A 12,753-nucleotide genomic window follows, 5' to 3' on the forward strand; every position below is an offset into this window, starting at 1 on the left:
ATTTTCCCTATTGGAAACTTTTTCTATTTCGCTGACACTTCATCGCATGCAAAGCCGACCTTCCCGCCCACCGATGCCCGCCACGCCCGAGGAGCGCCAGCCATGAACGACTACACGCCGCTGGTCTGGGACAACCACGCCTGCCTGCCGCTGCGCCCGCACGACCTGGCCTTCCTGCCCGAACTGGAACGCCACCGCGCGGCCGGCACGCACGTCGTGATGGTCAACGTCGGCTACGGCCAGGACGGCATCGAGCAGCACGTGCGCATGCTCGCCACCTTCCGCGCCTGGATCGCCGCGCATGCCGACCGCTTTCGCCTGATCGAGTCCGTCGACGACATCTCGCGCGCCCGCGCCGCGGGCCAGCTGGCGATCGGCTTCGACATCGAGGGCGCCAACGCGATCGACGACCAGCTGAGCCTGGTCGGCCTGTACCGCGACCTCGGCGTGCGCTGGATGCTGCTGGCCTACAACCGCAACAACCGCGCCGCCGGCGGCTGCCAGGACGAGGACGCGGGCCTGACCGACTTCGGCCGCCGCCTGCTGGAGGAACTGGCCGCGCAGGGCGTCGTCGCCTGCTGCTCGCATACGGGGTACCGTACCGCGCGGGAGGCCATCGACGCGTCGCCGACGCCCGTCATCTTCTCGCACTCGAACCCGCGCGCGCTGGCCGACCACCCGCGCAACATCCCCGACGACCTCATCGTGGCCTGCGCGGCGCGCGGCGGCGTGATCGGCATCAACGGCATCGGCCTGTTCCTGGGCGACAACGACGCCTCGCCCGCGCGCATGGCGCGCGCGGCCGCCTACGTCGCCGACCTGGTCGGGCCGCAGCACGTGGGCATCGGCCTCGACTTCATGCACGACAGCAGCGAGATCGACGCGACCATCGCCGCGCATCCCGAGCAGTTCCCGCCCGAGCTGGGCTACGGCACCGGCATGGCCTTCATGGCGCCGGAAGGCATCCCCGAGGTCGCGCGCGAGCTGCGGGCGCTCGGGATGTCCGCGGACGACGTCGCCTGCGTCCTCGGCGGCAACTGGCTGCGCATCGCGCGCCAGGTCTGGAAGCGGTGAACGCGCCACGCTCCATGAATCCGAAGAGCTTCGACTTCATCGTCATCGGCGCCGGCATCGCGGGCGCCTCCATGGCCGCCCACCTCGCGCAGCGCGGCCGCGTGCTGCTGCTCGAGGGCGAGGACCAGCCCGGCTACCACACGACGGGCCGCTCGGCGGCCCTGTTCTCCACCATCTACGGCAACGCCCCGGTGCGCGCGCTGAGCCGCGCCAGCCGCGATTTCCTGTTCCAGCCGCCGCCCGGATTCTCGGACGTCCCGCTGGTGCATCCGCGCCCGACGCTGTTCTTCGCGCGGCCCGATCAACTCGCCTTGCTGGACGAGCTGCGCGCCGACGCGGACGTGCGCGCCGGCACGCGCCTGCTCGATGCCGCCGAGGCCTGGCAGCTGCTGCCCGTGTTCCGGCCCGGCTTCCTGGGCGGCGGCATGATCGAGGACGCCTCGGCCGACATGGACGTGCACGCCATGCACCAGGGCTACCTGCGCGGCGCGCGGCGCCTCGGGGCCGAGCTGGTCACGGCACGCCCGGTGCTGGCCATGACGCGCGACGCCGGCCTGTGGCGCGTGCAGGTCGCCGATGGCCACTACGAGGCGCCGATCGTCGTCAACGCCGCCGGCGCCTGGGGGGACCTCGTCGCGCGCGCCGCGGGCGTCGCGCCGGTCGGCCTGCGCCCGCTGCGCCGCACGGCGATGGTCATCGACGCGCCCGACGGCCTGCAGCCGAACGACTGGCCCGCCGCGATCGCCGCCGACGAGAGCTTCTACTTCCGGCCCGAGGCGGGACGGCTGCTGCTGTCGCCGGCCGACGAGACGCCCAGCGAGCCCTGCGACGCACAGCCCGACGAGTGGGACGTCGCCGTCGCGGTCGATCACTTCGAGCGCGCGATCGGCCGGCCCGTCGCGCGCGTGCTGCGGCGCTGGGCCGGGCTGCGCGTGTTCACCGACGACCGCTCGCCCGTCGCCGGCTTCGCGCCCGACGCGCCGGGCTTCTTCTGGTTCGTCGGCCAGGGCGGCTACGGCATCCAGATGGCCGAGGGCCTCGCGCGCGCAGGCGCCGCGCTGGCCTGCGGCGAAGCCCTGCCCGCCACGCTCGTCGCCCACGGCGTGAACCCGGACGACCTCTCGCCCGCGCGCGCCTCGCTGCGCGCCGCCGACCCATCCTCATCCTCCAACTCGTGAGACCGACCATGCATTCCTTGCGCCACATCGTTGTCTGCGCCGCGCTCGCCGGCGCGGGCGTCCTCGGCCACGCGGCCGACGCGCCGCTCTCGCCCGTCGCGCCCAAGCCCGGGGCGACCGAGGCGCCGAAGGCGGCCGTCGCCGCGTCGACCGGCCAGCTGCCCGCGGGCACGATCACGACGGCCCAGGCCCTGACCAGGGAGGATCTCGAGTCCTGGCTCGACGGCCTGATCCCGTCCGCGCTGGTGACCGCGCGCACGCCGGGCGCGGTCGTCTCGATCGTCAAGGACGGCCAGGTGCTGCTCGAGAAGGGCTACGGCTGGGCCGATGCCGAGAAGCACATCCCGGTCGATCCCAAGTCGACGCTGTTCCGCCCGGGCTCGACCTCGAAGCTGTTCACGTGGACGGCTGTGATGCAGCAGGTGGAGCTCGGCAAGCTGGACCTCGACACCGACGTCAACCAGTACCTCGACTTCAAGGTGCCGGTGCGCAACGGCCATCCGCTGACGCTGCGCCACATCATGACGCAGACCAGCGGCTTCGAGGAGGTCATCAAGGATCTCGTCGCGTTCGACACGGCGTCGCCGCCGCTGCGCGACGTGCTCGTGTCCAACATGCCGCCGCTGCGCGCCGATCCGGGCACGACAGCGGGCTACTCGAACTACGCCACCGCGCTGGCCGGCTACATCGTGCAGCGCGTCTCGGGCGAGCCCTACGAGGACTACATCGAGCACCACATCTTCCAGCCGCTGGGCATGGCGCACTCGTCGTTCCGCCAGCCGCTGCCGGCCGCGCTCGCGCCGCTGATGGCGCAGGGCTACATGGAGACGGGGCAGCCAGGCCACGGCTTCGAGGTCGTGAACCTGCCACCCGCGGGCAGCCTGAGCTCCACCGCCGACGACATGTCGCGCTTCATGATCGCGCACCTGCAGGACGGCACGCTCGGCGACGCTCGCATCCTGCAGGCCGCGACCGCTCAGAAGATGCACACGACGCCGACGCGCCTGTTCCCCGACCTCAACGGCATCGCGCTCGGCTTCTACCAGCAGGACATCAACGGCCACCGCGTGATCGCGCACGGCGGCGACCTGAACTACTTCCACAGCGACCTCGCGCTGTTCATCGACGACCACGTCGGCCTGTTCATCTCGGTCAACGCGCCGGGCAAGGAAGGCATGGGCGAGATGCTGCGCGTGCGGCTGTTCAACAGCTTCGCCGACCGCTACTTCCCCAAGCCGGAGACGCCGGCGCCCATCGACAAGGCGACCCGGCAGGCGCACGCCGCGATGATCGCCGGCACCTGGGTCAACACGCGGCGCGCGGACTCGACCTTCCTCAAGCTGGTCGACCTGCTGTCGCCGACGCACGTCACCGCCAACCCGGACGGCTCGATCACGAGCAAGACGTTGCTGGACCCGCAGACCTTCGTCGAGACCGCGCCCTTCCTCTGGAGCGAGGTGGACGGCCACGACAAGCTGCAGGCCCGCGTGCAGGACGGCAAGGTCGTCGCCTGGGCCACGGACTCGCTGGCCTTCGCGTGGAGCTACCAGTCGCCTGGCGGCCTCGCCGCGGCCGGACTGCAGCAGGCGGCCTGCGGCCTCGCGCTGTTCATCGTCGTGCTGGCCGCCGCGACGTGGCCGATCGCCGCCGTCGTCCGGCGTCGCCTGAAGACGCCGCGCGCCGAGAGCCCGGCGCTGCGCCTGGCGCGTCGACTCGCGGATGCCAGCGCCTTCGCGCTGCTCGCGGCCGTCGTCGCCTGGGTCGCGTTCTTCGCGGCGGTCATCTCGACCACATTCACCGGGCTCGATCCGCTGCTGCACCTCGCGCAGGTGATCGCCATCCTCGGCTTCGCGGGCGGCACGCTGGCCAACGTCTGGCTGCTGGTCGTGCAACTGCGCGAACACAAGCGCGCCGGCACGCTCGCGTGGACGGCGGTGCGCGTGATCGCCTTCGCCTACCTGCTGGCCGTGGCCTTCGGCTACAACCTGCTGAGCCTCAGCGGCCACTACTGATCCGGGCGGGACGCGCATGTCGACCTCGATCGCCGCCACCACCCCGATGGCCGACGCGACGCCGCGCCGCGGCCATCCGCCGGGGCTGGCCGTCCTCTTCCTGACGGAGATGTGGGAGAAGTTCTCCTTCTTCGGCATGCGCGCGCTGCAGGTCTACTACATGACCAAGCAGCTGCACTTCTCGCAGGGCTCGGCCTCGCTGATCTACGGCGCGTACGCGGCCGGCGTGTACCTGACGCCGATCGCCGGGGGCGTGATCTCCGACCGCTGGCTGGGCCGGCACCGCGCGATCGTGATCGGCTCGCTGATCATGGCGCTGGGCCACTTCATGATGGCCAGCGAGGTGCTGTTCTTTCCCGCGATGATCACCATCGCGATCGGCAACGGCCTGTTCCTGCCCAACCTGCCCAGCCAGGTCGCCGCGCTGTATGCGGACGACGACCCGCGCCGCGCGAGCGCCTACAACCTCTACTACATGGGCATCAACCTCGGCGCCTTCCTCGCGCCGCTGGTGTGCGGCACGCTCGGCGAGGTGTACGGATGGCACTGGGGCTTCGGTGCCGCGGGCGTCGGGATGTGCCTGGGCCTCGCGATCTACCTGGCCGGTGGACGCTGGCTGCCCAAGGAGGGGCCGCGCGCCGCGCGCAAGGTGGAGGCCGTGCCGAACGACGACGCCGCGACGCGCGTGGGCCTGCTCGTCGCGATCGGCCTCGCGGTCGTCGTCTACCGCATGGCCTACGAGCAGACCGGCAACACCTTGGCGGTGTGGGTCGACACCAGCGTCGACCGCCATCTCGGCGGCTGGACGATGCCGGCGACCTGGATCCAGTCGCTCAACCCGATGTTCGTGTTCGCGATCACGCCGCTGCTGGTCGCGCTCTGGCAGCGGCGCGAGGCCCGTCGCGGCGCCGCGCGGCCGCTGGGGCGCATGGCCATCGGCGCGTTCGTGTCGGCGCTGTCGTGGCTCGCGCTCGCGGCCATCGCGCACGTGGACATGGCCCGCCACGCGCCCACCAGCGTCGGCTGGGTGACCGCGTTCTTCGTGCTGTTCACGCTGGCCGAGCTCTACATCCTGCCGGTGGGGCTCGGCCTGTTCGCGAGCCTCGCGCCCGCCCGCTTCCGCGCGACGACGATCGCGGCGTGGTTCCTCGCGGCCTTCGCCGGCAACCTGCTCTCGGGGGTGCTGGGCACCGCGTGGGAGCACCTCGCGCCCGACGCCTTCTTCGCGCTGACCGGCGGCGTCGCGGCGATCGCGGGCGCGCTGCTCTGGGCCGTCGGCCGCTTCGCCGCGAAGCGGCCCTGAACCGCCATGATCGACCACACCACCCGCCATTCGACCGCGCCCGCGCCGCGGCACGACGACTCGCCCGGCGCGCGCATCCGCGCGCTGCGCCTGGCCCAGGGCCTGACGCTCGCGCAGGTCAGCGCACGCATCGGGCTCGCGGTCTCGACCCTGTCCAAGCTCGAGAAGGGCGCGATCTCGCTGTCCTACGACAAGCTGCTGCTGATCAGCGAGGGACTGGGGCTGGACATGGCCAGCCTCGTCGACCCGAAGCCGCAGCAGCCGCGCGTGCCGGGCCTCACGTCGGGCCGCCGCGTGCTGCAGCGCGCCGGGGAGGGCCAGGTCGTCGAGACCGGCAGCTATCGCCAGACCTACCTGGCCACCGAGCTGCTGAACAAGAAGATGACGCCCATCTTCGTGGAGATCCGCGCCCGCACGCTGGACGAGTTCGTCGCCGAGTTCGGCGGGCTGATCCGCCATCCGGGCGAGGAGTTCAGCTACGTGCTCGAAGGCGAGCTCGAGTTCCACAGCGAGCTCTACGCGCCCGTGCGCCTGCGCGCGGGCGACTCGATCTACTTCGACAGCGAGATGGGCCACGCCTACCTCAAGGCCTCGGCGGGACGCTGCCGCCTGCTTTGCAGCTGCGCGCCGCGCGGGCCCGACGACGCGGTCGACGCGCATGTCTTCGTCAACATCGCGGGCGGCCGCCACAGCGTGGAACCGCTGGCGGCCGACGCGTCCATCGCCACCCGGAGAAAAGCATGAGTGAAACCACGAAGACCGGCGTCGACGCGCTCGACGAGCTGTTCGCGGCGGTCAACCGCAGCGACGCGCCGGGCCTGGTCGTCGGCGTCGCGCAGCACGGCCGGCCGGTCTACCGGCGCGGCTTCGGCCTCGCCAGCATCGAGCTGGGCGTGGCCAACACCGCCTGGACGCGCATGCGCATCGGCTCGACCAGCAAGCACTTCACCTGCCTGGCCGCGCTGCTGCTGGCGGAGGACGGCAAGCTCGACATCGACGCCGGCGTGCGCACCTACGTGCCCGAGCTGCCGCTGCTGGAGGGCGAGCCGACGCTGCGCCAGTTGATGAACCACTCGGGCGGCCATCGCTGCTATCTCGACGTCGGCTTCCTCAGCGACGCGATGGCGATCAAGCCGACAGGCGTCGCGCTCAGGACGCAGGTCCGGCAAGGCGACGTCAACTTCGCACCCGGCGACAAGACGCTCTACAACAACGGCGGCTACCACCTGCTGTCGCTGATCGTCGAGCGCGTCAGCGGCATGCCGTTCGAGCAGTTCCTCGAAGAGCGCATCTTCAGGCCGCTGGGCATGGTCGACACGAAGTCGGTGCCCAGCGATTTCGAGATCCACCGCAACATGGCCACGCTGCACGTCGCGCAGCCGGACGGCCGCTGGCGCCGCGGCATCTTCCCGACCGAGGAGGTGCGCGGCGAGGGCGCGATGATCTCCACCATCGACGACATGCTGCGCTGGCTCGCCCACCTGCGCGGGCCGCACACGGTGGGCAGCGACCACACGTGGAAGCAGATGACCACGCCCGTGCGCCTGAACAACGGCAGCACGGTGCCGTACGCGCTGGGCCTGATGGTGCACGGCTACCGCGGCGTGCGCGTCGTGCACCACGCCGGCGGCGTCATCGGGGGCACGTGCCAGATGCTGACGGTGCCGGATCACGCGCTGGACATCATCATCATGACCAACGGCGCGGTCGTCAGCGCGGTCGAACTCGCCAACCGCATCGTCGACACGATGCTCGGCGACGAGGTGCTGGCGGCGCGCGAGGAACGCGCCTCGATCGACCGCTTCAAGAGCGTGCTGGGCAAGCGCTACCACGCGCCGTCCACCGGCCTGCTCGCGGGTTTCGGCGACGCCGGCGGCAAGCTCGGGATCTGCCTGATGAACAACCCGCCGGTGCCGCTGCGCGACGAGGGCGACACGCTGCGCCTGGGCTTCGAGGACATCGCGATGGGCCCGTTCACGCTGCGCACGGCCGACATCGCCGACCGCGACCCGCCGCCCACGCTCGAGATCACCGAGTCCGGCCACGTGCTGCGCCTGGAGCTGCTGCCCGACGCCGCGCCCGCGGACGCGGTCGCGCCGCTGGCGGGCCGTTATCGCGCCGCCGATCTCGGCGCCGACGCCCTCATCCTGCAGGAAGGTGAGGCCTGGAAGCTGCGGATCTTCGGCCAGTACGCGGTCAACGAGCTGGCGCTGGAGGCGCTGTCGGCGGACGTGGTGGCGCTGTCGCATGCGGTGCATCCGCAGCTGCGCGCCGCGCTGTCCGTGGACCGCCGCGACGGCGTGGTGACCGGCTTTCGCGTCGACTCCGGCCGCACGCGCGGCATGCGTTTCGAGCGTATCGGCGACTGAGGCGCGCCCCGGGCGGACAAGGATTCTCCGAACGGGAGAACCGTTTCGGCCTCTGCTAGAGTCTGCCGCATGAAAGCCAATGGTCAGACCTCGCCCGCCGATGCCGGCTCGCCCGGCGCGACGATCCGCGCGCTGCGCCTGGGCAAAGGGCTCACGCTCGCCCAGGTGAGCGAACGCACGGGCCTGGCGGTGTCGACGCTGTCCAAGCTGGAGATCGGCTCGGTCTCGCTGTCCTACGACAAGCTGATGCTGATCAGCAAGGGCCTGGGCGTGGACATGGCCAGCCTCGTCGACCCCAAGCCGCAGACCGCGCGCGGCAGCGGCCTGGCCGCGGGCCGCCGCGCGGTGCAGCGCGCCGGCGACGGGCAACTGGTGGAGACGCACAGCTACCGCCAGACCTACCTGGCCACCGAGCTCCTGAACAAGAAGATGACGCCGATGTTCGTGGAGATCCGCGCGCGCACGATGGCGGAGTTCAACGAGGAGTTCGGCGGCCTCATCCGCCATCCCGGCGAGGAGTTCACGTTCGTCGTCGAGGGCGAGCTCGACTTCCACAGCGAGCTCTACGCGCCCGTGCGCCTGCGCGCCGGCGACTCGATCTACTTCGACAGCGAGATGGGGCACGCGTACCTGAAGGCGTCCGAGGGCCCGTGCCGCCTCGTTTGCAGCTGCGCGCCGCGCGGCGAGGACGACGAGCGGCTGGCGGACATGTTCGTCAAGGTGTCGGCCCGCAACGAGCAGGACGCGGCGGCCGCCGCCAAGCCGCGCGCCGGCCGCAAGGCGGCGGCCAAGCACGCGCGCTGACGCGGCGCCGGCGCAGGGGCAACGCCCGCGCCGTTAAAATCGGCGGATGACTCGTCCCGTCCGCTCGCAATACGAAGATTTCATGCGCCTGGTGCGCAACCAGGGCCGCTTCAAGGCCGACCGCACCGGCACCGGCACGACGAGCGTGTTCGGCCACCAGATGCGCTTCGACCTGTCCGAGGGCTTCCCGCTGGTGACCACGAAGAAGGTGCACCTGAAGTCCATCATCCTCGAGCTGCTGTGGTTCCTGCGCGGCGATTCGAACGTCAAGTGGCTGCAGGAGCGCGGCTGCACGATCTGGGACGAATGGGCCCGCGAGGACGGCGACCTCGGCCCGGTCTACGGCGTGCAATGGCGCTCGTGGCCGACGCCCGACGGCGGCCACATCGACCAGATCGCCCAGGTCGTGCAGCAGCTCAAGACCAACCCCGACTCGCGCCGCATCATCGTCAGCGCCTGGAACGTGGCCGACCTGGGCAAGATGGCGCTGATGCCCTGCCACGCGTTCTTCCAGTTCTACGTGGCGCCGCCCGAGACGCCGGGCGGCCGCGGCAAGCTGTCGTGCCAGCTCTACCAGCGCAGCGCCGACATCTTCCTGGGCGTGCCCTTCAACATCGCCAGCTACGCGCTGCTGACGCACATGTTCGCGCAGCAATGCGACCTCGACGTCGGCGACTTCATCTGGACCGGCGGCGACTGCCACCTTTACGCGAACCACGCCGAGCAGGTCGACACCCAGCTCGCCCGCACGCCGTTCCCGTATCCGACGCTGCACATCAAGCGCAAGCCCGCGTCCATCCTCGAGTATGAATTCGACGATTTCGCGGTGGAGGACTACCAGCACCACCCGGCGATCAAGGCGCCGGTGGCGGTATGAAGGTCACGCTGATCGCAGCGGTGGCGCGCAACGGCGTCATCGGGCACGGCAACGAGCTGCTGTGGAAGCTGCCGGAGGACATGGCGTTCTTCAAGCGCACCACGCTCGGCAACCCCGTCATCATGGGCCGCAAGACCTGGGACTCGATCCCCAAGCGCTTCCGGCCGCTGCCGGGCCGCTCCAACATCGTCGTCACGCGCCAGGCCGGCTGGCAGGCCGACGGCGCGCTGGTGGCGCACGGCTTCGAGGAGGCGCTGGAGCTGGCGCTCGAGTCGGTGGCCACCAATCCGCACGGCCTGCGCGCGTTCGTGATCGGCGGTGCCGAGCTCTACGCGCTCGCGCTGCCGCACGCCGACGAACTCGTGCTGACCGAGATCGACCGCGACTTCGACGGCGACGCGCGCTTCCCGACCTGGCCGCGCGAGCACTTCGTCGAGACCGGCCGCGAGCGCCACCACGCCGACGCGCCGAACGACTTCGACTTCGCGTTCGTCACCTACCGCCGCACGCACGCGGCGCGCTGAGCGCCGTCGTCACTGCGGCTGCAGGCCGCCGCCGCACAGGAAGCCCTGGGCGTGGTCGAGGTCGCAGCCGACGGCGCTGCCGTCCGGGGCGGCGAAGCGCCGGCGGGCGTCGTACCAGTTGGCAGGGCTCTTGCGAACGAGCCGCAGGATCGGCGCCCAGTCCTCGCGCGGCAGCCAGGGGCCCAGCGTGCTCGTGACACTGGCTTCCTCGTCGCCCAGCGCCCGCGACAGCTGCACCGGATCCGCGAACAGCAGCGCGATGCGGCGGCGCTTCTCGTCCAGCGGCAGGTCGGCCTTGGCGAGCGCCTGGATCTCGGCCGCGGTCCACCATGGCGGGATACCGGTCGCCAGCAGTGCGCGAAGCTGCGCATTGTCATGCGCGACCAGCGCGGCCTCGTAGGCTGCGCGGCGCTCCGCGCCGATGGCGTCGACCAGTTCGCGCACCGAGACCGCCTTGCCCTGGCGCAAGCGCTCGAGCGTCGGGACGCCCTCGGCAGGCGGCGCGTCGACGGGATCCAGGCCGCGGCATTCCACGTCCGAGCGATCGTCCGGCTGCTCGCATTGCCGGCGCAGCAGCTTGTCGAGCAGGTCGACGTCCGCGCTCGACACCAGCGCCGGCCCCTTCGCGCCGGCCTGCCATTCGTAGGCACGCGGGAGTCCGTGGAACAGGTTGCATGTCGCGCCGCTCTGGCCGGTGTCGAACAGGTAGGCCTTGCCGGTCTCGAGATCGCGCACCTTGCCCAGCGTGAAGCCCGACCCGCGCGTGCCGCCGGCGAGCGCGATCTTCTGGATGCCGTCGCGGCCCAAGGCCCAGATCTCGCCGTCGTCCGGAAGGTCCGCGCAGCGCGGCGCATTCGACTCGCGAGACGGGCCTTCGTCGAAATCGTCGGTGACGTTCGGATATTCGGGGTAGATGTCGCCACCGACGAGGAGGCCGCAGTCGCGGGTTCCGGGCAGTTCGACCAGCTGCGCGCTGGTCGGCAAGACGCCGTCGCCCACCGGCCCCGACTTGACCAACGCATTCAACCAGCGCTCGCCGCGAACGAGCCCGCAGTCCGGTCCGACGGAGACCAGGCGCGGCTCGACCGCCCGCGCCGGCGTGAAGGCCTGCACCATCGCGGCCAGTGCCGGCACCATCGGTTCGTCCTCGCTGGCCGTGCGCAGGCCGTAGGCCGGCGCAGTGACGCCTTGCGCGCGCAGGAAGGCCAGCTTGGCGGCGGTGTCGGGCTGCTCGCTGCCGTAGGGACAAGCCTCGCGCCAGTGGTCGACGCGCCAGCCCGCCAGCACCAGGCCCGCCGCCTGCTCGCGCGCATCGGCGAAGTAGCGCTGGAAGTCCGGCCACAGCGCCTCGAGCTGCGGCAGGTCGACCATCGCGAGCAGGCAGCCCGTGACCTCGGCCTCGTGATTGGCATAGCCGCTGGCGAACAGGCCTGGCCACAGCGCGGGCGGGATGTTGCCGGCGACATCGCGCGCCCTGTCCTTGTCGTAGCTGAGCGGGCGGTCGAGGCGGCGCCAGAGCGCGGGCCAGGCGAGCGCCGCATTCGTGTATTCGATGCGCGGCTCCTGGCCATAGGTCGCGAAAGTCGCGCGGGCGAGAGCATCCGCGATGACCTGCGCGTGGCGGCGCACGAGGTCGTCCGGCAGCCGATCCAGCGCGTCCTGCAGCCCGCCCTCGGTCTTGTGCGTGAGGAAGACCAGCGAATCGAATTCGTAGCCGTCCTTGAAGAGGGACGCGAACTCCTCCTGGCTGAGCGCGGACGACCAGCGCTGCCATTCCTGCGCGGCGGCCGCGCCGGCCTTCGCGTCGCCATACCTCATGGGACTGTCCAGGCGCCGCATCAAGGCGACGGACTGCTCGATCCGGGTCGTCGGCCCCGGCGCCGACGCGACCGGTGCCGGGGCCGCAGCCGCGGGCCTGCGCGCAGGCGCGGCCGGCGGCGTCGGCTTCAGCCCGTATTGCCCTTCCAGCACCTTGACCAGCGCCGCGCGCTGGTACTTGCGCGCGAGGTCGTCGGCGTTCTCGTCGTCCTTGGACACCACTTTCTTCGTGCCGGCCCCGTTGCGCAGCAGCCAGATCGCGGTGCGATCCTTGCCGGCCCGGATCGCATGCGCCAGCAGCGTGCCGCCGTGGCGCATGGCATTGAAATTGGCGCCGTCCTTCTTCAGGTCCTTCAACTGCTCGATCAGGTCGGCCTCGTCCCTGGCCGCCTCCTGCGAGACGATCCAGCCGCCCTCCTTCGGCTGCGCGCCGGGCATGGCCAGCAGGATGCCGAAGGCGTCGTCGGTGGCAGTCGTCGATTCGGCGCCGGCGCCGGCCGCCGAGGAGAGCAGCGCCAACGCCAGGGCCGCGCGGCAAGTCCGGGCCAGCAAGGCATGCAGGAGGTTCATTCGGATCCGGTTCGGTGGATGGCCCGGCGATGTTATCGATGCCCCGCCGCGCGCCATCCCGGCCGGCCCGTCCAGCGTCCCCGGACCGCGAAATAGTTCTGTTCCGGCCGGATGTAACTGACAAAACGGACAGCCGACCAGAACGAAAGGGGATCCCCGAAAGATGAGGGTCGCTTCACGTCTTGTCACTATGATCGCGGGCTTGACTGCCTCGGGAATAGCGC

The 12,753-nt window shown here is 71.1% G+C and carries 10 protein-coding genes; 9 read left to right on the forward strand and 1 reads right to left on the reverse strand.

Features of this window, described 5'->3' with window-relative positions:
• Window positions 1-102: 102 nt before the first annotated feature.
• The 9 genes from LPC04_RS23180 (at window position 103) to LPC04_RS23220 (ending at window position 10,141) form a co-directional block, all read left to right on the forward strand.
• The gene (locus tag LPC04_RS23180) at window positions 103-1,074 is read left to right on the forward strand and encodes a dipeptidase (protein ID WP_275684674.1); all 972 of its coding nucleotides are present in this window, start codon (window positions 103-105) and stop codon (window positions 1,072-1,074) included.
• Between the two features lie 14 nt (window positions 1,075-1,088).
• On the forward strand, window positions 1,089-2,252 hold the full coding sequence (locus tag LPC04_RS23185; RefSeq protein WP_275684675.1) for an NAD(P)/FAD-dependent oxidoreductase: 1,164 nt from the start codon (window positions 1,089-1,091) through the stop codon (window positions 2,250-2,252).
• An 8-nt stretch (window positions 2,253-2,260) separates the two neighbouring features.
• Entirely contained in the window at window positions 2,261-4,264 is a 2,004-nt protein-coding gene (locus LPC04_RS23190) for a serine hydrolase domain-containing protein (RefSeq protein ID WP_275684676.1), read from the forward strand.
• A 16-nt stretch (window positions 4,265-4,280) separates the two neighbouring features.
• A complete protein-coding gene (locus tag LPC04_RS23195; protein ID WP_275684677.1) occupies window positions 4,281-5,567 on the forward strand; it encodes a peptide MFS transporter in 1,287 nt (428 codons plus the stop codon).
• A 6-nt stretch (window positions 5,568-5,573) separates the two neighbouring features.
• Entirely contained in the window at window positions 5,574-6,311 is a 738-nt protein-coding gene (locus tag LPC04_RS23200; protein WP_275684678.1) for a helix-turn-helix domain-containing protein, read from the forward strand.
• Window positions 6,308-7,936 (forward strand): serine hydrolase domain-containing protein, encoded by a 1,629-nt coding sequence (locus LPC04_RS23205; RefSeq protein ID WP_275684679.1) that lies wholly within the window; start codon window positions 6,308-6,310, stop codon window positions 7,934-7,936. The genes LPC04_RS23200 and LPC04_RS23205 overlap by 4 nt, the downstream gene beginning before the upstream one ends.
• A 69-nt stretch (window positions 7,937-8,005) precedes the next feature.
• Window positions 8,006-8,740 (forward strand): helix-turn-helix domain-containing protein, encoded by a 735-nt coding sequence (locus tag LPC04_RS23210; protein WP_275684680.1) that lies wholly within the window; start codon window positions 8,006-8,008, stop codon window positions 8,738-8,740.
• 46 nt (window positions 8,741-8,786) lie between these two features.
• Window positions 8,787-9,617: a thymidylate synthase gene (locus LPC04_RS23215; RefSeq protein WP_275684681.1), complete on the forward strand. Its 831-nt coding sequence runs from the start codon at window positions 8,787-8,789 to the stop codon at window positions 9,615-9,617.
• Window positions 9,614-10,141 (forward strand): dihydrofolate reductase, encoded by a 528-nt coding sequence (locus LPC04_RS23220; protein WP_275684682.1) that lies wholly within the window; start codon window positions 9,614-9,616, stop codon window positions 10,139-10,141. Before LPC04_RS23215 ends, LPC04_RS23220 begins: the two co-directional genes overlap by 4 nt.
• A 9-nt stretch (window positions 10,142-10,150) precedes the next feature.
• Here LPC04_RS23220 and LPC04_RS23225 read toward each other — a convergent pair whose 3' ends face one another.
• Window positions 10,151-12,529, reverse strand: coding sequence for a hypothetical protein (locus LPC04_RS23225; protein WP_275684683.1), 2,379 nt, complete (start codon window positions 12,527-12,529; stop codon window positions 10,151-10,153).
• Between the last annotated feature and the right edge of the window lie 224 nt (window positions 12,530-12,753).

Origin of the sequence: Scleromatobacter humisilvae, assembly GCF_023231945.1 — a bacterium.
Classification (GTDB): domain Bacteria; phylum Pseudomonadota; class Gammaproteobacteria; order Burkholderiales; family Burkholderiaceae_C; genus Scleromatobacter; species Scleromatobacter humisilvae.

Bases quoted from the DNA above. Each gene is read 5' to 3' on its own strand.
- LPC04_RS23180 (WP_275684674.1), top strand. From the start codon at position 103: ATGAACGACTACACGCCGCTGGTCTGGGACAACCACGCCTGCCTGCCG.
- LPC04_RS23185 (WP_275684675.1), top strand. From the start codon at position 1,089: ATGAATCCGAAGAGCTTCGACTTCATCGTCATCGGCGCCGGCATCGCG.
- LPC04_RS23190 (WP_275684676.1), top strand. From the start codon at position 2,261: ATGCATTCCTTGCGCCACATCGTTGTCTGCGCCGCGCTCGCCGGCGCG.
- LPC04_RS23195 (WP_275684677.1), top strand. From the start codon at position 4,281: ATGTCGACCTCGATCGCCGCCACCACCCCGATGGCCGACGCGACGCCG.
- LPC04_RS23200 (WP_275684678.1), top strand. From the start codon at position 5,574: ATGATCGACCACACCACCCGCCATTCGACCGCGCCCGCGCCGCGGCAC.
- LPC04_RS23205 (WP_275684679.1), top strand. From the start codon at position 6,308: ATGAGTGAAACCACGAAGACCGGCGTCGACGCGCTCGACGAGCTGTTC.
- LPC04_RS23210 (WP_275684680.1), top strand. From the start codon at position 8,006: ATGAAAGCCAATGGTCAGACCTCGCCCGCCGATGCCGGCTCGCCCGGC.
- LPC04_RS23215 (WP_275684681.1), top strand. From the start codon at position 8,787: ATGACTCGTCCCGTCCGCTCGCAATACGAAGATTTCATGCGCCTGGTG.
- LPC04_RS23220 (WP_275684682.1), top strand. From the start codon at position 9,614: ATGAAGGTCACGCTGATCGCAGCGGTGGCGCGCAACGGCGTCATCGGG.
- LPC04_RS23225 (WP_275684683.1), bottom strand. From the start codon at position 12,529: ATGAACCTCCTGCATGCCTTGCTGGCCCGGACTTGCCGCGCGGCCCTG.